The organism is Streptomyces sp. PH9007 (genome assembly GCF_059813725.1).
The window spans coordinates 2,606,593-2,625,000 of sequence record NZ_CM187440.1 but is presented as its reverse complement, the minus strand read 5'-3'; the positions used below and the strand labels follow the sequence as shown (position 1 = coordinate 2,625,000).

The 18,408-nt window shown below is 66.6% G+C and carries 14 protein-coding genes and 2 rRNA genes (1 of these 16 only partly in view); 5 read left to right on the top strand and 11 right to left on the bottom strand.

What is annotated here, in order from left to right:
* From ACTFAP_RS11910 to ACTFAP_RS11900, 3 genes are all read left to right on the top strand, one after another.
* Positions 1–3,083: ribosomal RNA gene (locus ACTFAP_RS11910) — 23S ribosomal RNA — on the top strand (it extends 40 nt beyond the left edge of the window).
* A 50-nt stretch (positions 3,084–3,133) separates the two neighbouring features.
* Positions 3,134–3,250 (top strand): 5S ribosomal RNA (rrf, locus tag ACTFAP_RS11905).
* Positions 3,251–3,311: 61 nt separating this feature from the next.
* Positions 3,312–3,818 carry a GNAT family N-acetyltransferase gene (locus ACTFAP_RS11900; RefSeq protein ID WP_436980276.1) on the top strand — a complete coding sequence of 169 codons (507 nt, stop codon included), beginning with the start codon at positions 3,312–3,314 and terminating at the stop codon, positions 3,816–3,818.
* On the opposite strand, the gene ACTFAP_RS11895 is transcribed toward ACTFAP_RS11900, so the two are convergent.
* The 7 genes from ACTFAP_RS11895 to ACTFAP_RS11865 all read right to left on the bottom strand — a co-directional run bounded on the left by ACTFAP_RS11895 (position 3,802) and on the right by ACTFAP_RS11865 (position 11,405).
* On the bottom strand, positions 3,802–5,016 hold the full coding sequence (locus ACTFAP_RS11895) for a type VI secretion protein (RefSeq protein WP_500469036.1): 1,215 nt from the start codon (positions 5,014–5,016) through the stop codon (positions 3,802–3,804). The genes ACTFAP_RS11900 and ACTFAP_RS11895 overlap by 17 nt on opposite strands.
* Positions 5,013–6,476 (bottom strand): ATP-binding protein, encoded by a 1,464-nt coding sequence (locus ACTFAP_RS11890; protein ID WP_500469035.1) that lies wholly within the window; start codon positions 6,474–6,476, stop codon positions 5,013–5,015. Before ACTFAP_RS11890 ends, ACTFAP_RS11895 begins: the two co-directional genes overlap by 4 nt.
* A gap of 37 nt (positions 6,477–6,513) precedes the next feature.
* Entirely contained in the window at positions 6,514–8,064 is a 1,551-nt protein-coding gene (locus tag ACTFAP_RS11885) for an SCO6880 family protein (protein WP_500469034.1), read from the bottom strand.
* Positions 8,061–9,365 (bottom strand): hypothetical protein, encoded by a 1,305-nt coding sequence (locus tag ACTFAP_RS11880; RefSeq protein WP_500469033.1) that lies wholly within the window; start codon positions 9,363–9,365, stop codon positions 8,061–8,063. Before ACTFAP_RS11880 ends, ACTFAP_RS11885 begins: the two co-directional genes overlap by 4 nt.
* Positions 9,355–10,188, bottom strand: coding sequence for a DUF8175 domain-containg protein (locus ACTFAP_RS11875; protein ID WP_495684532.1), 834 nt, complete (start codon positions 10,186–10,188; stop codon positions 9,355–9,357). Before ACTFAP_RS11875 ends, ACTFAP_RS11880 begins: the two co-directional genes overlap by 11 nt.
* A 136-nt stretch (positions 10,189–10,324) precedes the next feature.
* Complete coding sequence (locus tag ACTFAP_RS11870) at positions 10,325–10,516, bottom strand: DUF397 domain-containing protein (RefSeq protein WP_500469032.1); 192 nt, start codon at positions 10,514–10,516, stop codon at positions 10,325–10,327.
* Positions 10,503–11,405, bottom strand: coding sequence for a helix-turn-helix domain-containing protein (locus tag ACTFAP_RS11865; protein WP_500469031.1), 903 nt, complete (start codon positions 11,403–11,405; stop codon positions 10,503–10,505). The genes ACTFAP_RS11870 and ACTFAP_RS11865 overlap by 14 nt, the downstream gene beginning before the upstream one ends.
* Before the next feature lie 223 nt (positions 11,406–11,628).
* On the opposite strand from ACTFAP_RS11865, the gene ACTFAP_RS11860 reads away from it, so the two are divergent.
* Complete coding sequence (locus ACTFAP_RS11860; RefSeq protein ID WP_400012756.1) at positions 11,629–12,081, top strand: ATP-binding protein; 453 nt, start codon at positions 11,629–11,631, stop codon at positions 12,079–12,081.
* Positions 12,051–12,659 (top strand): Uma2 family endonuclease, encoded by a 609-nt coding sequence (locus ACTFAP_RS11855; protein ID WP_500469030.1) that lies wholly within the window; start codon positions 12,051–12,053, stop codon positions 12,657–12,659. The genes ACTFAP_RS11860 and ACTFAP_RS11855 overlap by 31 nt, the downstream gene beginning before the upstream one ends.
* Here ACTFAP_RS11855 and ACTFAP_RS11850 read toward each other — a convergent pair.
* The 4 genes from ACTFAP_RS11850 to ACTFAP_RS11835 form a co-directional block, all read right to left on the bottom strand.
* Positions 12,653–14,704, bottom strand: coding sequence for a serine/threonine protein kinase (locus tag ACTFAP_RS11850; RefSeq protein ID WP_500469029.1), 2,052 nt, complete (start codon positions 14,702–14,704; stop codon positions 12,653–12,655). The two genes, ACTFAP_RS11855 and ACTFAP_RS11850, sit on opposite strands and share 7 nt — an antisense overlap.
* A gap of 266 nt (positions 14,705–14,970) precedes the next feature.
* The gene (locus tag ACTFAP_RS11845; RefSeq protein ID WP_500469028.1) at positions 14,971–15,543 is read right to left on the bottom strand and encodes a hypothetical protein; all 573 of its coding nucleotides are present in this window, start codon (positions 15,541–15,543) and stop codon (positions 14,971–14,973) included.
* Positions 15,544–15,564: 21 nt separating this feature from the next.
* Positions 15,565–17,922, bottom strand: coding sequence for a hypothetical protein (locus ACTFAP_RS11840; protein ID WP_500469027.1), 2,358 nt, complete (start codon positions 17,920–17,922; stop codon positions 15,565–15,567).
* Positions 17,922–18,335: a hypothetical protein gene (locus ACTFAP_RS11835; RefSeq protein WP_500469026.1), complete on the bottom strand. Its 414-nt coding sequence runs from the start codon at positions 18,333–18,335 to the stop codon at positions 17,922–17,924. Before ACTFAP_RS11835 ends, ACTFAP_RS11840 begins: the two co-directional genes overlap by 1 nt.
* Positions 18,336–18,408: the final 73 nt, after the last annotated feature.

Here is an 18,408-nt window from a genome sequence, read left to right as displayed (position 1 = left end):
AGGAACCGATGAAGGACGTGGGAGGCCGCGATAGTCCCCGGGGAGTTGTCAACCTAGCTGTGATCCGGGGGTTTCCGAATGGGGAAACCCGGCAGTCGTTATGGGCTGTCACCCACTGCTGAATGTATAGGCGGTGTGGAGGGAACGCGGGGAAGTGAAACATCTCAGTACCCGCAGGAAGAGAAAACAACCGTGATTCCGGGAGTAGTGGTGAGCGAAACCGGAGGAGGCTAAACCGTATGTGTGTGATACCCGGCAGGGGTTGCGCATGCGGGGTTGTGGGAGCTTTTTTGATCGTTCTGCCGGACGGTCGGTGAGTAAGAAACTGTGTGGATAGGCGAAGGGCATGCGAAAGGCCCGGCGTAGAGGGTAAGACCCCCGTAGCTGAAATCTGCATGGCTCACTTAAAGGTTTCCCAAGTAGCATGGGGCCCGAGAAATCCTGTGTGAATCTGGCGGGACCACCCGTTAAGCCTAAATATTCCCTGGTGACCGATAGTGGATAGTACCGTGAGGGAATGGTGAAAAGTACCGCGGGAGCGGAGTGAAATAGTTCCTGAAACCGTGTGCCTACAAGCCGTGGGAGCGTCGTGCACAGAGCTTGCTCTGTGTGCCGTGACTGCGTGCCTTTTGAAGAATGAGCCTGCGAGTTTGCGGTGTGTTGCGAGGTTAACCCGTGTGGGGTAGCCGTAGCGAAAGCGAGTCCGAACAGGGCGATTGAGTAGCATGCCCTAGACCCGAAGCGGAGTGATCTAGCCATGGGCAGGGTGAAGCGAGGGTAAGACCTCGTGGAGGCCCGAACCCACCAGAGTTGAAAATCTGGGGGATGACCTGTGGTTAGGGGTGAAAGGCCAATCAAACTCCGTGATAGCTGGTTCTCCCCGAAATGCATTTAGGTGCAGCGTCGTGTGTTTCTTGCCGGAGGTAGAGCACTGGATAGGTGATGGGCCTTACCGGGTTACTGACCTTAGCCAAACTCCGAATGCCGGTAAGTGAGAGCGCGGCAGTGAGACTGTGGGGGATAAGCTCCATGGTCGAGAGGGAAACAGCCCAGAGCATCGACTAAGGCCCCTAAGCGTGTGCTAAGTGGGAAAGGATGTGGAGTCGCAGAGACAACCAGGAGGTTGGCTTAGAAGCAGCCACCCTTGAAAGAGTGCGTAATAGCTCACTGGTCGAGTGATTCTGCGCCGACAATGTAGCGGGGCTCAAGTACACCGCCGAAGTCGTGTCACTGCAACAATACTTCTAACGAAGGTTGTGGTGGGTAGGGGAGCGTCGTGTGCCGGGTGAAGCAGCCGTGGAAACGAGTTGTGGACGGTATGCGAGTGAGAATGCAGGCATGAGTAGCGATACAAGAGTGGGAAACTCTTGCGCCGATTGACTAAGGGTTCCTGGGTCAAGTTGATCTGCCCAGGGTAAGTCGGGGCCTAAGGCGAGGCCGACAGGCGTAGTCGATGGATAACCGGTTGATATTCCGGTACCCGTTGTGGAGCGCCAACGCTGAATCAGGCGATGCTAAGCCCGCGAAGCCGCCATCTGTCCCTTCGGGGGTGGGTGGAGTGGTGGAGTCGGTGGTCCAGACCTGTAGTAGGTGAGTGATGGGGTGACGCAGGAAGGTAGTCCAGCCCGGGCGGTGGTTGTCCCGGGGTAAGGGTGTGGCCCGTGGAGCAGGTAAATCCGTTCCACACGAGGGTGAGACCTGATGCCGAGCCGATTGTGGTGAAGTGGATGATCCTATGCTGTCGAGAAAAGCCTCTAGCGAGTTTCACAATGGCCCGTACCCTAAACCGACTCAGGTGGTCAGGTAGAGTATACCGAGGCGTTCGGGTGAACTATGGTTAAGGAACTCGGCAAAATGCCCCCGTAACTTCGGGAGAAGGGGGGCCATTTCTGGTGATGAGACTTGCTCTCTGAGCTGGGGGTGGCCGCAGAGACCAGCGAGAAGCGACTGTTTACTAAAAACACAGGTCCGTGCGAAGCTGTAAGGCGATGTATACGGACTGACGCCTGCCCGGTGCTGGAACGTTAAGGGGACCGGTTAGTCACATTTCGGTGTGGCGAAGCTGAGAACTTAAGCGCCAGTAAACGGCGGTGGTAACTATAACCATCCTAAGGTAGCGAAATTCCTTGTCGGGTAAGTTCCGACCTGCACGAATGGCGTAACGACTTCTTGACTGTCTCAACCATAGGCCCGGTGAAATTGCACTACGAGTAAAGATGCTCGTTTCGCGCAGCAGGACGGAAAGACCCCGGGACCTTTACTATAGCTTGATATTGGTGTTCGGTTCGGTTTGTGTAGGATAGGTGGGAGACTGTGAAGCCTGGACGCTAGTTCAGGTGGAGTCGTTGTTGAAATACCACTCTGATCGTGCTGGATGTCTAACCTGGGTCCGTGATCCGGATCGGGGACAGTGTCTGGTGGGTAGTTTAACTGGGGCGGTTGCCTCCTAAAGAGTAACGGAGGCGCCCAAAGGTTCCCTCAGCCTGGTTGGTCATCAGGTGGTGAGTGTAAGTGCACAAGGGAGCTTGACTGTGAGACTGGCAGGTCGAGCAGGTGCGAAAGCAGGGACTAGTGATCCGGCGGTGGTTTGTGGAAGCGCCGTCGCTCAACGGATAAAAGGTACCCCGGGGATAACAGGCTGATCTTCCCCAAGAGTCCGTATCGACGGGATGGTTTGGCACCTCGATGTCGGCTCGTCGCATCCTGGGGCTGGAGTTGGTCCCAAGGGTTGGGCTGTTCGCCCATTAAAGCGGTACGCGAGCTGGGTTTAGAACGTCGTGAGACAGTTCGGTCCCTATCCGCTGTGCGCGTTGGAGTCTTGAGAAGGGCTGTCCCTAGTACGAGAGGACCGGGACGGACGAACCTCTGGTGTGCCAGTTGTTCTGCCAAGGGCATGGCTGGTTGGCTACGTTCGGGAGGGATAACCGCTGAAAGCATCTAAGCGGGAAGCCTGCTTCGAGATGAGGACTCCCACCCACTTGATGGGGTAAGGCTCCCTGTAGACGACAGGGTTGATAGGCCAGATATGGAAGCCTCGTGAGAGGTGGAGTTGACTGGTACTAATAGGCCGAGGGCTTGTCCTCAGATGCTCGCGTCCACTGTGATTTTTTTTCGAATGACAACCTTTTAGAGTTTCGGTGGTCATGGCGAAAGGGAAACGCCCGGTTACATTCCGAACCCGGAAGCTAAGCCTTTCAGCGCCGATGGTACTGCATGGGGGACCGTGTGGGAGAGTAGGTCGCCGCCGAACAATTTTTATACAGAGTAGGCCCGTTGGGGATTCCGATCCCCAACGGGCCTACTCTTGTTTCATGGACTCGTCGGACCCGTACACGATCCGCAGGACCCGCCGCGAGGACTGGGCGCGGCTGCGGGAGCTGCGACTGGCCGCGCTCCGGGACCCGTTGGCCGCCGTGGCGTTCTACCAGACCCACGAGGCCGCCCTGGAGATCCCCCGGGAGGAATGGGAACGGCGGGCCGCCGGCGACCGTACCGTCACCTTCATCGGCGAGACCGGGAAGCACCGGCCCTGGGCCGGAATGGTGAGCGTGTACCCCGAGCCCGACCCCGCCGCCGACCACGTCGTCGTCGTGGGGGTGTACGTGCGGCCCGAGCACCGCGGCACCGGCATGGCCGCAGAACTGATGGAGGAAGCCATCGCCTGGGCCGGCGACCGCGAGATCCGGCTCCGCGTCCACGAGAACAACCCGCGCGCCGCCCGCTTCTACGCCTCGCTCGGCTTCCTCCCCAACGGCAGGAGCCACGTCGACCCCCGGGCCCCCGGGACGCGGGCGCTGGAACTCACGCTCTCCCGATGACCGTCAGCTTCGGCTGCTCGGCCACCAGCGCGTCCACCAGGGCCGCCCGGAACGGCGCCGTCGGCGCGTGGTCGCCCAGGACGTACAGGGTGGCGCCCTCGTTGGCGAGATTGTCCAGCGCCAGGGTGTCCACCCGGCCAGGAGTGCAGGATTGACGGATGTGCAGCTGGTCCAGGCCGTCCAGCGCGCGGCCGATGAGGACCAGCGCGGCGTCCCTGCGGTCGGGCATCGAGGTGAGGGCGCTCTCCAGCTCCATCGAGGCGCCGCCGGCCGCGCGCGGGTGGGTGCGCAGGATCTTGCCCGGCTCACCGCCCGCCTTCCCCTGGGCCCAGCGCTGAACGCTCTGGATCGGCTCCCCCGCGAGGGCGGCGGCGTGCAGATAACAGCGCAGCAGCGTCTCCGCGGTCTCCGCGTCCAGTTGGAAGATGGGCTCCGTGGGCCGTACCGGGCTCAGCAGGGCCTTCGCGCGGCTCCGTGCGGCCGGCATGTCCTCCGCGCCGCGCTGGGGCGTCCAGCGCAGGCGTACGGGCGCGTCCGAGGCGTGGCCGGGGTCGTACACGTGGACGGGCCCCTGTTTGCCGCGCCGGGCCGCCGTCTTGCCCCACAGCCGGGTGTCGGGGTCGATGACGATCAGGCCCTCGGGGGCGGCCAGTACCGCCGCGGTGAAGTCCGGTGCGGGGGCGGGCGGGAGGGTCACCGGCTCGGCCGGGGCGGGCTGCTGGGGGTGGGGCGGCTCGTACGTACGCGGTGCGGGTGCCGGGGCCTCCGCCGGCACCGCCGCCCGTACGGCCACCGGGGCCTCGTACTCCGCCGCTTCCTCCTGTACCGGCTGTCGGCCGGGGCGGGCACGCCAGCGCGAGACGCGGATCGCGATCCACAGGACGCCGCCGAACAGCATGATGACCAGCACCAGGAAGATCAGCCACAGCAGCCCGGCGCCGGGCAGGGTCTCCGGGTCGGCCTGCGGCCAGGCGGCGGGCACATCTCCCGGTGCCGTGAGGAAGGACCGCAGGGCGGTGGCCGTCCGCAGGAAGGTGACGCCGTCCGGCCAGGCGCCGTGCGCGACCCAGCCGGCGAGGCCGGTGGCGGTCCAGGTGAGGACGGTCAGGCCGAGGACGAAGCCGAGCCCGCCGACGAGAAGGGTGTCCGGGACGCCGCCGCGGCGGTCGCGGTCCGGGGGTGGGGTGCTGCCGCTCATCCGACGCCCTGCCGTTTCTCGAAGGAGATGACCCGTTCCTCCGTCTCGGCCTCGAAGGGGTCGGCGAGGGCGAGCGGGTTCTCGTCCCCGGAGCCGGCCTCCAGCGCGGCGGGGCCCTGGGCGAGGGCCGCCCGCTGGGCGGAGGACTCCGTCATGGCGCGGTCGGTGAAGACGAGGGGACGTTCGGACTCGGTCACCAGGTGCTTGACGACCTGGACGTTGCCGTTGACGTCCCACACGGCCATGCCCGGGGTGAGGGTGGGGATGATCTCCACGGCCCAGCGGGGCAGGCCCAGTACCTGCCCGGTGGCGCGGGCCTCGTCCGACTTCTGGGCGTAGATGGTCCGGGTGGAGGCCATCTTGAGGATCGCCGCGGCCTCCTTCGCCGCCGCGCCGTCCACGACGTCCGAGAGGTGGTGGACGACGGCGACGAAGGACAGGCCGAGACGGCGGCCGAACTTCAGCAGCCGCTGGAAGAGCTGGGCGACGGAGGGCGAGTTGATGATGTGCCACGCCTCCTCGACCAGGAAGATGCGTTTCTTGCGGTCCGGCCTGATCCAGGTGTGTTCCAGCCAGACGCCCACGATCGCCATCAGGATCGGCATCGCTATGGAGTTGCGGTCGATGTGGGAGAGGTCGAAGACGATGAGCGGGGCGTCGAGGTCGATGCCCACGGTCGTCGGGCCGTCGAACATGCCGCGCAGGTCACCGTCGACGAGGCGGTCCAGGACCAGGGCCACGTCCAGGCCCCAGGCGCGGACGTCCTCCAGGGCGACGTTCATGGCGTCGGCGGACTCGGGGAGCGGGTGCCGCAGCCGTTCCACGATGTCGGTGAGGATCGGCTGGCGGCGCTCCGGGCTCTCCGCGGCGGCCTTGTTGACGTAGGCGTGGGCGACCTTGAGGGCGAAGCCGGAGCGTTCGTCCAGGCCGCGGCCGAGGGCGACCTCGATGATGGTGCGCAGCAGGGCGAGCTGGCCGGTGGTGGTGATGGCCGGGTCGAGGGGGTTGAGCCGTACGGTGCCGTCGAGGGCGGCCATCGGGTCCAGGCGGATGGGGGTGATGCCCAGCTGCTGGGCGACCAGGTTCCACTCGCCGACGCCGTCCTCGCCCTGGGCGTCCAGGACGACGACCTGCCGGTCCCGGAAGCGCAACTGGCGCAGGACGTACGTCTTCTCCAGCGCGGACTTGCCGTTGCCGGACTCGCCGAGGACCAGCCAGTGGGGGGCGGGGAGTTGCTGGCCGTACAGCTGGAACGGGTCGTAGATGTAGCCCTTGCCGGAGTAGACCTCGCGGCCGATGATCACCCCGGAGTCGCCGAGGCCGGGGGCGGCGGTGGGGAGGTAGACGGCCTGGGCCTGCCCGGTGGAGGTGCGGACGGGGAGCCGGGTGGTCTCGGTGCGGCCGAAGAGGAGGCTGGTGAACGCTTCGGTGATCAGGCTCAGCGGGTCGCGGGCCGGCATGGCGGCTCCTCCCTGGAGGGAATGAGCGGGGGGACGGTCATCGCCTGATCCCGGTGGCGAAGGGGAGGGTGTTGACGAACGCGCGGTGGTGTTCCCGGTCGCACCACTCCAGTTTGAGGTACGACTTGCCGGCGGAGGCGCGGATGGTGCGCTTGTCGCGGGCGAGGGCCTCGGGGTTGGGGGAGGAGACCGTCAGGTAGCCGACGAGGTTGACGCCGGCGGCACCGGAGGCGAGGTCGTCGCCGCGCTGGTCGACGCGGCTGTGGGCGGCGACGTCGCGCGGGTCGACGGTGCGGTTCATCTTCGCGGCGCGGGACGCCTCGGCGTCGTCGTTGGTCTTCTCGGTGAGCATGCGCTCGATGGCCAGCTCGGTGGGTTCGAGATCCATGCAGACGGCGACGGTGCGGATCACGTCCGGGGTGTGGACGAGGATCGGGGCGAGGAAGTTGACGCCGACCGGGGTCATCGGCCACTCCTTCACCCAGGCGGTGGCGTGGCACCACGGCTCGCGGGTGTCGGACTCGCGGGTCTTGGCCTGGAGGTAGGTGGGCTCGCGGGCGTCGAGTTCGGCCGGCCAGGCGTTGCGGCGGGACATGGCCTGGAGGTGGTCGATCGGGTGGTCCGGGTCGTACATGGAGTGGATGAGGGAGGCCAGCCGGGCCTCGCCCAGGGGCTGGCGGACGCGGATGTCGGCCTCGGTCAGGCGGGCGCAGATGTCGGCGAGTTCGCGGGCCATGATGACGGCCAGGCCCTCGTCCTGGGACATGCGGCGCCGGCCGGCGGCGCGGTCGGCGCGGGCCACGGTCTGCGCCTCGTTGCTGAGGTCGCGGGAGTGGTGCATGCAAGCGACCAGGTAGGCGCGGTGCTGCTCGCTGGAGGTGGACACCATGGACTGGAGCTGGTCGTAGGAGTCCTGGAGCCAGGCGGGGGAGCCCGGGTCGCCGCGGTCGGCGACATCGTTGGCGTGCGCGTCGGGGTCGGCCGGGAGCGTACGGGCCAGCATCTGGAGCCGGGTGACGTGGCCGTCGCCGTTGGCGACGTGCTTGAGGAGCGTGCCGAAACGTTCGACCAGGGCTTCCTGGTCCTCGCTGTCGCGCAGGCCGACGCCGGGGCCCTCGATCTCTATGGCCGCGGTGATGGTGCGTTTCTCCGTGTGGAGGAGGACGGCGATCTCATCCGGGCCGAAGGGCGCGGCCAGCCACTGGACGCGGCCGACGCCGGGGGGCGCGCCGATCTCGACCTCACGGCCGGCGAGGCTGGTGCCGGCCTCGGCGGCGCCGGAACGGTAGGTGGCGCCGGTGCGCTGGGTGCGGCGGAAGTGTCGGTTGATTTCGTACCACTTGTAGAACGTGCGGCCGTTGTACGGCATGTAGATGGCCGCGAGGGCGAGGAAGGGGAAGCCGACGAGGCCGACGATCCGCAGCGTGAGCTGCGGGACGAGGATGCCGCTCATCATGCCGAGGAAGGCCCCGGCGACGATCAGGGCGATCTCGCCCGTCTCGCGGTTGCGGCCGACGAGGGCCTGGGGGCGGGCGCGGCCGATGAGGTACGTACGGCGGCGGGTGAGTGTGTGCGGCGGGCTGGTCACCTGTTGCCTCCTCCTCGGTTACCGGGGGCCGGGCCGCTGGGCGATCCGGTGGACGACGTTCCGGTGCCGCGGTTGCCGTGGGCGGCGACGCCGCCGGAGACGGCGCTGCCGCCGGCCCCGCCGCGCTGGCCGCCGCCGGTGGCCTGGGCGCCGCCGGCCGCCGCGCCGTCGCGGGCGCCGTGCGTGCCCATGCCCTGGCGCAGGACGGTGGCGGGGGTGGCGATGGCGGCCTTGGCGGCGCGGCTGGAGGTGTCCTGGCGGGCGGCGCGGTGGCTGACGATCTCGTCGCCGAAGCCGGGGACGAAGCGGTAGATCATCGCGGAGGCGAAGATCGCCAGGATGATGATGGCCAGCCCGGAGACGACGGCGGAGAAGGCGGAGGGGCCGTCGGTGGTGGAGAGGGCCGAGGCCAGGCCGAGGACGATCACGATGACCGGCTTGAGGAGGATGACGGCGATCATGATGCCGGCCCAGCGGCGTACGTGGCCCCACAGGTTCTTGTCGACGAGGCCGGCGTAGACGGCGGTGCCGAGCAGGGCGCCGACGTAGAGCAGGGCGGCGCGGATGACGAGTTCGAGCCACAGCACGCCGGCGGCGAGGATGGAGATGAGGGAGACGACGATCAGCATGATGGGCCCGCCGCCGATGTCCTCGCCCGCGGCGAGGGCGGCGGAGAACGAGCCGAAGAACTGGTCGGAGTTGTCCCCTGTCCCCGTGACGATGGCGTCGGTGACGCCGTCGGTCGCCGCGACCACCACGTAGAGGATGAGCGGGGTGAAGGCGGAGGCCATGACGGTGAGCCACAGGAAGCCGATGGCCTCGGAGATGGCGGTCGACAGCGGGACGCCGCGGATGGCGCGCTTGGCGATGGCCAGCAGCCACAGGATGAGGGTGAGGACGGTGGAGGCGGCGAAGACGACGGCGTACTGGCGCAGGAAGGCGCCGTTGGTGAAGTCGACGTTGGTGGTGCCGGAGACGGCGGCGGACAGCTGGTCGACGATCCAGGCGGCGGCGTCGGCGCAGCCCTGGGCGAGGGAGGACAGCGGGTCGAGGGTGTCCCCGAGCCGGTTCGTGCCGCCGCCTCCGCCGTCACCGGTCCCGGCGTCGCCCTCGCAGTAGTCGCGGGCGGAGCCGGTGATGAGTTCGCAGTCGGGGTTGCCCTCGTCGTCGGGGGTTTCGTCCTCGGGGGTCTCGTCCTCCTCGTCGGCGCGGGCGCGTGTGGCGAACGCGAGACTGGTGACGAGAGCGGCGGCGCCGGTGGCCATGAGTGTGGCCAGGCGCAGCCGGAGGCTAGCGCGCATAGGTGAACCCTCCGTACTCCTCGACAGCTTCCGCGATCTCCTCGGCGCCGGACGCCCGGTTGTCACCGGGTACCGGGGTCGGCCCCTCGGTCTGGGTGGAGCCGGTGACCTTCCAGTCGCCGTTCTCCCAGGCCAGGGTGAAGTTGATGGTGAACCAGGAGCTTCTGACCGGGGTCAGGGACTCGGTACCGGCGAGGCCGAAGAGTCCCGAGCACCACACGGCCACCTCGGCGGTGGTGTCGGTGTAGGCGGTCAGATAGGAGCCGATGGGGGTGGCGCGGCTGACGAAGGTGAGGCCCTCGGGGGCGTTGCCGTCTGCGTCGATGCCGACGCGTTCGTTGAACGCGGGGCTGTAGTCGGCGTTGAAGGCCTGGAGGAGTTCGGCGGTGGCGTCGGAGGCGCTGATGGTGGTGACGATCAGCTCGCGCTCCTGCGCGTTGAACATCCCTTCCCCGCCGAGCGCCACGGCATAGTTCGTGGCGGCGCTCTCCGCGCCCTCGGCGCTCTGCGGGAAGCCGGAGGGGATGCCGTTGGTGAAACCTTCCACAGGCTGCTGGCCCGAGGGGGCGGTCGGGTTGGCTCCGGGACGGTTGCCGTCGTCCGTCCCTCCGCCGTCCGAGCCGGTGCTGTCGTCGGCGCGGTTGGCGAAGACGATGGCGGCGATCAGGATGAGGACGATGCCGACGATGGTGACCACACTGCGGCCGGGGGAGGCGGCGGGGCGGCGGTCGGCGAAGCCGTCCTGCTCGGGCAGCCGGGTCCGGGTCTGTGAGGGGACGCCGCGGTCGCGCTCATCGTCGTAGCCATCGCCGCCATAGCTCATGTCGTGCCCCCTCAACAACCGCCGTGAGTCTATTACCTCCTCACACGACGTTAGCGTCCCAGACCGACAACAGTGCGCTTTGGCCGGAACGATCAGTCAGGGTTGCCTGAGTTGGCCCGGTACGCGTTGTGAAGGTCTAGTGTGTGGCGCCACTTCCGGCCGCCCGCAGCAGGGCCGCCCACCGGGCCGGCGTGGTGACCAGGACGGTGTCGGGGGCGTCGCTCTCCCGGAAGCGCAGGTCTCCTTCGGGGGTGCGCATGGCCTCCAGACAGTTGCTGTCGGGGTTGCCACTGCTGTAGCTGGACTTCTGCCACTCAGGGGCCGGCATGCTTTCCCTCCTTAAGGGCATACAGCACATGCTGTACGAGTCCCAGCGAACCCTCTGCCATTGGGCCTGTTGGGTCCAGGGGCGTCAGCGACACGGTACTCAATCGCTCAAAGTCTGTCGCGAACTGTTCAATGTGAGGCTGGTCCCCGAGGAAGACGGACGTCACTGGCTGCTCGACGTAGACGGTCCGCAAGCGTGGAGTCTGCGTTTCGAAGATCGTGAACGGGGCGCCGGGGCTCGACGGGTGTGCGTCCGAGGTGAAGGGCATCACCTGGATAGTGATGTTGGGGAACTGGGAGACCTCAACCAGGTACTTCAGTTGCTTCCTCATTGTCTGGCGATCGACGAACTGCATTCGGAACGCGGCCTCGTGAACAACGGCGTGGTAGCACGGCAGCGGCTCCTCGGTGAGCACTTGTTGGCGGCGAAGGCGGAACTCGACGTACTCGTCGATGGCCTCGGGCGGAGCGTCCGGCTGGCTCCGTTGGAAGAGCGTCCGCATGTACTCGGGAGTCTGTAGGAGCCCAGGAATGTAGAGCCACTCGAACGACCGGTGGGCTGTCGACACGGACTCCAGCTCCGCCAGCTCCCGACTACGGGTGCCCTTGAAACGCTTGTAGTGCGACCACCAGCCCCGGCCCCTGGACTGGCTCATAGCTACCAGAACGTCAACAAGCTTGCTATCAGTGCAACCGTACAGCTGCAACAAGGTTCTCAGTTTGTCCTCGGGGATATGAGTGCGACCCGTCTCGATGTGGCTCATATGAGGGCGGCCGAGGCCAACATGCGACCCCGCTTCGGTTCCGGAGAGTCCTGCCTCTTCGCGTAGGCGTTGCAGCTCCTGACCAAGCCGCTTCTGCCGTTGGCTCACCTGACTTCGCAATCCCATGTGGCAACTCCACTCACAGCACGCCACCTTGTGTCGACCTCATTGGGTTCCGTTCACTCGATGGGGTGGCGACGGCTTCGATGGTTGCACTGTAAGCAAAAACGGCCTTAGCGTCTTGGACGTACCAACCCGGACCGCCATAAGTCCGAAGTGCACCGCAACGTAGGGCCGTTGCGGCGAGCCACGGTGGGCGGGTGGGTATATCCGAGAGGAGCTGGTCCGTATGTGTGCTGTCGCTGTTCTCCCCCCGCTCGGCGGGGACTTCTCCTTCACGTTCCCGCCCGACGTCCGCTGGGTGCGGAGCGCCCGGGAAGCGATCCGTACCGCCTTGGGGGCCGTGTCCCCTTCGTCCCCAGAGAAGTCCGATCTGGTCGAAAAAACCACGCTGCTCACGTCAGAGGTGGTGACCAATGCCGTGGTCGCGTCGTTGAACAGCGTGCGGCCAAGCCCCGTCGCGCTCTACGCGGCGTGGACCCCGGCGGGGGCGGTGCGGGTGTCTGTACACGACTCCGCGCCAGGAGTGCCGCAGCCCCCGGCCGGCTTTCCTCTGCCAGAGGACGAGCACGGCCGGGGCTTGCTCCTCATCGACCTCTACGCCTCCGACTGGGGCGTCTGTCATCACACCCCGGGGCCGGGGAAGCTGGTGTGGTTCACGATCACCGGCGGGCTGCGGTGAGGGTCACCCTGGACCACGGGCAACTCCGTTCCGCCGCCCGGGTGGTGGCGCGGTGGACCGGCGTGCGGGTCGACGTACCCGGGGCGCCGGGACCGCCACCCCGTGGCAAGCGGTACGGCGTTCTGCGGCAGATCGAGGCACAGCTCGCGCCTCTCGTGGCGCCGGACCTCGTACCGTTGTGGGCGCCCGCGGTGGCCAGGCCGGACGCCGGTCCGGACGCCGGTCCGGACGCGTATCTGACACCGGACCTCGCGGTGTGCCCGTACGGGTTCCTCGGTTCCGACGAGTCGCTGCTGCATCCGCGCGCCGTGGAACTGGCCGTGGTGGTGCGGCTGGTCGCCCGAGGCGGTGCCGACGCCGACGCCGACGTGAGCGCGTACGCGGGAGCGGGCGTACGGCTGCTGGTGCTGGTGGACCCACTGCGCGGCCGGTGGTCGCTGAACAGCCATCCGCGGGGCGGGCGTTACCGCGTCGTGCGACGCGGCGCGTACGGGGAAGGGATACCCCTCCCCGTACCGCTCGGCTGCGGGATCGAGACGGCCCGCCTTCCGCGCTACGCCGCCGTCAGCGCTCAGTAGCGGCTCGGGGCGACGAAGTGGAAGCCGTCGTCGTCGCGGTTGAGAGAACTGATGCGCAGGTCGTCCTCATCGTCCTCGTCCGGGCGCAGAATGAGGGACTTGCCGTCGATGGCGCACTCGCCGTCGTAGTCGTAGTTGGGCACGAGGGGGCCCAGGAGGATCGTCGTGGGGTCCGCGTAGACCAGCGTCGCACTCCAGGAGCAGCTGTAATCGGGCGCGTAGATCATGAGCGCGCGTTCGCCGATCTCGTCGTACAGAAGGTCGACGATGAAGGGCTCGCCGTCGGCGGATGCCGGGGCACCGATCGTCTCGAAGTCCTCGCTGGACAGGCCCCACGAACCTCCGTGTTCCATCGGCTCGGGGTAGGACATGTCGTTGTTCTCGAACGAGGGGAGCATCTGTAGTTCGAGGTCCAGGGCCGAGGAGGTCCAGGTCAGTTCTTCGTCACCGGAGATGGTGAGCGTCTGGTCGCCGAAGTCGCAGTCCGCCTCATTCGCGTCCTCGGGGATGACGGTCAACTCGCCGGGGGAGAACAGGACCTCGCCCGAGGAGTTGGTGGTCACCGTCTGGACCTGGTGGCACAGCACATGGGGTGTGAGGAACCAGGAGGTGGCGCGGGTGTCCGTGCGGTTCTGCTCGATGACGACGCGGTGCAGGATCTGATCGGTGACACCGTCGTCGACCGTGAGGACGCCGTCCCAGGGGCCGAGGTACGCGCGGTCGATGTCGGCGCCGGTGGGCTCGTTGTCCGGCTCATCGGGTTCGTCCGGGTCCTCGACGGGGGCCGGGTCCTGCTCGGTGGGTGTGGGGGTGGGGTCGTCGGCCTGGTCGTCCTTGTCCCCGCCCTTGAGGGCGACGGCGGCGACGACCGCACCGATGACGAGCAGGGGAACGGCGACGGCGGCCGCGATGACCCAGGGCGCCGTCTTCTTCTTGACCGGCGGGTGGGGTGCGTAGGAGGCGGTGGCCGGGCCGAATCCGGGCGGTGCCCCGGTCCCGTAACCGTGAGCGGTCGGGGGCAGCGGGTTCCCGGCGGGGCCGTACAGCGCGGGGACGGGGGACGGCGGGCCGGGCGGTGCCGGGGGCAGGGACGGCGGCTGCGCGGCTGCCGGGGGGTGGGCGTCGTCCGCGTCCTCGGAGGTGAGGAGGGCTATCGCGTCCTTGCCGAGGCCGGCCAGGACGGAGGCGGGCAGCCAGTGCTCCTGGGCGGCGCGCGGATCGGGGGCCTGCGAGGTGGTGAGCAGCTCGTCGATCTGGTCGGGGGTGGGGCGCCCGGCCGGGTTCTGGGACAGGCATATCTCGATCAGCGGCCGGAGTCTGTCGGGGACGCCCGTCAGATCCTCCTCGCCCTGGACGATGCGCAGCAGCATGGTGTGCAGCGTGCTGTCGAGGCTGCCGAACGGGCTGCGGCCGGTGGCGGCGAACGTCAGCACGGAGCCGAGCGCGAAGATGTCGCTGGCGGGGGAGACCGGCAGCGCGCGGGCCTGTTCGGGCGACATGAAGCCGGGGGAGCCGACGATGGCCCCGGCGTGCGTCATGGTGGTGCCGCCGGTGCTCTCGACGGCGCGGGCGATGCCGAAGTCGATGACGCGGGGGCCGTCGATGGTGATGAGGATGTTCGACGGCTTCAGGTCGCGGTGGATGAGGCCGGCGCCGTGGATGTCGCGCAGGGCCTGCGTGAGGCCGGAGGCGAGGTGCCGGATGCTGTGCTCGGGGAGCGGGCCGTAGGTGGAGGTGACCACGGTGTGCAGGGAAGGGCCCGCGATGTAGTCGGTGACGACCCAGGGGGCCTCGCCCGTGGAGTCGTGGTCGAGGACGGGGGCGATCCACTGGCCGCCGACGCGGGTGGCCGCCTCGATCTCCGCCTGGAAACGGCGGCGGAAGTCGGGGTGTCCGGCGAGCTCGTTCCGGATCAGCTTGACGGCGACGGTGCGCCCGCGTGCTGACCTGGCCAGGTAGACCTGGCCCATGCTGCCCTCGCCGAGCTTTCCGAGCAGCTTGTACGTGCCGACCTGACGCGGATCGGCCGCCCCCAGCGGTTCCATTCGCCGTTCCTCCCCGTGTGGTTGCCCCCAGCGCTACGGCGTGGAGCCCAACCGAGCTTACGTGCAGGGGTCACGCTCCGCCGGTATGGGGCAGGCCGGTCCTCACATCGGAAGCCAACCCGCGACCCTTCTGTTACGGGGCAGTTGCCGGAAGCGGGTCTGGGTGCCCGGTGTCTATACGGACCGGCTTCTCCTCGGCGGCACGTATTTCGGGAGCGAACCTCGTTGCGTCCGGCCTGGGGCGCTTGGTGGCCCACCGCCGTCGGTTATGTGAATGTGCAGCTTTCGGGGCCGATCTGAGAAATCCGCCCGTCCATGTAGGATTCGAGAGCTGCGCTCAAGGATTCGATGTCCTTCAGCTTCTGCTCCTCTCCGAGGTCAATGATGAAACCGACCCCTGAGCTGCCCAGCTGGGATTCAGTGCAGTTGGAAAACCCTACGGCAATATGAGGCCAGGCGAAGATTTCATAAGAGCCCGTGCTCCTGTATTCGGGGTTATCGGTGTCAAGCGTGAAGCCTCGTTCGGAGATGTAATCTTCCACCCCATCGGCCTGGGTTGCTGGAATGCTGGAGAGAGAGAAGGCTCGACTTCCATCCACTGTCACGACGCAATTATGGGTAGTGGTCGTATTGTTGTCGGTGGTGTCGGTGATGTGGGCATCGGTTTCCAGGGTGTCCCCGGGTGGGAATACCGGGTCGAATGATTCCCGATCTATTTGTGTGCCGCACAGCTCGTGCGGAAGGGGGTACGTCCTCGCAGCCTCATCGGCATCCTTGGCGCACGCCACTGCGGCCGTGGCCGAGATCCCTAGCAGTGCCAGGATCCTAAGCATTTTCATATTATTCTCCCCCGGTAGGAATCACTTCGGTCGTTCGATGCGGGTCTTTCCGGCGTCATGTCCGTTTCCTGCGCCGATTTCCACGGTTTCTTTCATGAGGGGGTAGCTATGGAATTCAGAGGTGTCAATCTGGGCCCTCTCCAGTGCAAGATCCAAGGCGTCCGTTGTCGCCCCCACGTACGCTGTTCTTGAGTTGCTGTAGTTTCTGTCCTCCTGGTGGCGGGCTTCGATGGAATTGTCTACACGGAAAGATTCAAAGATGCTCGAGTTGGCCCCCTGGACAAAGCTGTCCGTCATGGACGCGGAACCCGAAAGCGGTACCGATCCGTAAACGGCTCCGCCCAGCAGGACGGAGGCCATTTCTTCCCATTGGTCCACGGACGCATTGGCGGCAGCGTCAGCAGCGATCTGATTGTCGTAGCGAGCGGTTGCGTATGCGTCGGTCAAGATTCCACTGACTTGTCCATTTCGGTTGGCCACGTTTCCTGCCGCCGTCTCCAGCGCTCTTTCGTTATGGCCGTGCTCATTGACTGCACTGTCCATGGCCAAGTTCATGTCGTACAGGTTGGCTGCCGTGATCAGCTGATAGGCGTCGACATTCTTTCCGACCTCATAGAGGAGCGTCGCCGAGTGATTGCTGAAATCTGCCTCTTGGTTGTCGTGCGTCACATCCGCTACTGCATGGGAGATGTCGGCTATGTAGTCGGCGGCGATCGTCCCCAGAGTGGGGCGCATATCCGGAGAATTCAGGTCGCCTCTGGACCTGGCGGGATTTTCGGCGTAGGTGTTCCACACCTCCTCGGCGATACGGATGTTGACTTCCGAATGCCCCTCGTAGCCGGGACCGACCGCTCCACCCGAAGGACGGCCGGTCGCAGCGGTTTCCAGAGCCGCGGTGAGGCCCGGAGCCTCGTTGAACGAGCGGCCACTGAGGAGATACTGGGTCAGGTCGGAGCCATAAAAGAGATCGCGGCTCTTTTCCCCATCGCCAATGAAGTAGCCGAGGTTATCGGTCCGATCGGGGTCGAAGAAGTGAGTTGTCGCTTCGACGTTGTTGCGGGCGCCCAATGCGAGGAGGCGGTCCGTTCCGTTGTTCTTCGGGTCCCAGCCGTGCTCGTTGTCGGGGTATCGCTCGCCGGACCAGATGATGGGGCTTTCCTTCTCCGCCGCGACCAGGCCGTCGAGCATGTCGTAGTAGAAGATGTCGTTCATCGGCTCGTCCGCGCTCTCCATGAGATCGAGGAAGAGGTCGTAGCCGATTCGGTTGTCCTGGACGGAGTCCAGCCAGGCGGGCTCCTCCGGCTCGTGCAGGCGCTCGGGGCCGAGGGCATTGAGGGCGTTCAGGCGGCGTTCGTATGCCTGGCCTTCCTCAGTGCGAAGCCAACTCTGGTAGGCACCCGATCCCGGGGGGTGGGTGGAGATGTCGATGGACGGCTGCATGGCGGTGTTGAGGGTGTTGGCCATGCCGGTCCTGATGCCGTCGATGTCGAGGTTCGCCGAGGCGAGTTCGGTCGCGGAGTGGTCCAGCTCCTGGGCCAGGGTCAGGTACTGCTCCATGCCGACGGTGTCGATGACGTGGTTCGCGAACTCCGGGTCGTCCGCGTGGAGGGCGAAGTAGTCGCCCATCATGCGCCAGTCCGCCGCTGTCTTGTTCTCTTTGCCGGCCAGGACGGCAACGGCTTCGGCGTCCTGCTGGACCTGGTTCTCGCGGGCGTCGTCGATGCCCGTCAGGTCGGTGTGGCTGAACCTGCCGTCGCCTTCCGCCAGGATGTCCGTGAGCGCGCGGGCCGCGATGCCGTCCGACTCCCCCGCCTGCTGGATGATCTCGTTGATCCGGGAGTGCGCGTGCCACATGGCTTGTTGCGTCTCCGGGGAAACGCCCTCCGGGTCCGGTTCCCCGATACCGCCCGTGCCGATACCGGCGTTCAGTTGGTCCAGCCGCAGATGAGGCGGCTGGGCGCTGGTGATCACCCCTTCCGGGGAGATCCGGAAGCCTTCGGCTTCGGAGTTCGCTTCCAGCCGGAGCAGTCCGTCCTGACCGCTTCGCAGATCGGTCAGGAGGTCGTGGAGGATGCTGTGGAGGGCTTCCGCCTGCGTGCGGGCGTGGGTGAACTTACCGGCGGTCCGGCGGATGTGTGCTCGGGATGCTGTCGCGTTGAGCCCTGCCCACAGTGAGCCGTGTGCCATCCCGTTCATGGCCTCGGCGTCCTGGTCCAGCTCGGTGAGCTTGGCCGTCAGGGCGCTGAGGGAGTCCACGGCGCCGCTCAGCGTGTTGAGGTCGGCGTTGCGGACGCTCTCGTAGGTGACGTTCGCCCCGAGGGGGAACGGGTTGATGGTGGAGAAGAGGGAGCCCGCTCCCGCGCCGGTCCAGTCGGGCATCAGGCCTTCCCCCAGTCGATCTCGGTGGGCGGGGGGTCATGGGGCGCGGGTTCGGAGACGCCGGCCAGGGCGACGATTCTGTCGTAGGCGGAGGGGGACTGCTGGAGGTGCTGGAACTCCGCCTGGATCTGGTATTCCAGCTCGGTGTGCGCGCCGACCGTCTGGTCCAGGTGGCCCGAGATGCGGGCGCAGTCGTTCAGCAGGTCGTCGACATGGCGGCTCCAGCCCTCGGCCAGCAGGGTCAGGGAACGGCCGGTGGCGAAGCGGTGGGCGGACAGGGCCTCGCCGGCGGCGCGTTCGTCGGTCTCGGCCATCCGGCCGTGTTCGGTCAGTTCGTCGTGGAGGCCGCGTGCCGCGTCCGCGATCGGGTCCAGTTCGTCCGAGCTGACATACAGGTCCAGTTGATCGGCCATGGCCTGGCGTCCCCCCTTGCCGGTGTCATGTATCCGATGAGCAAGCCTAACAATGCGGTGTGTGACCGGCTTG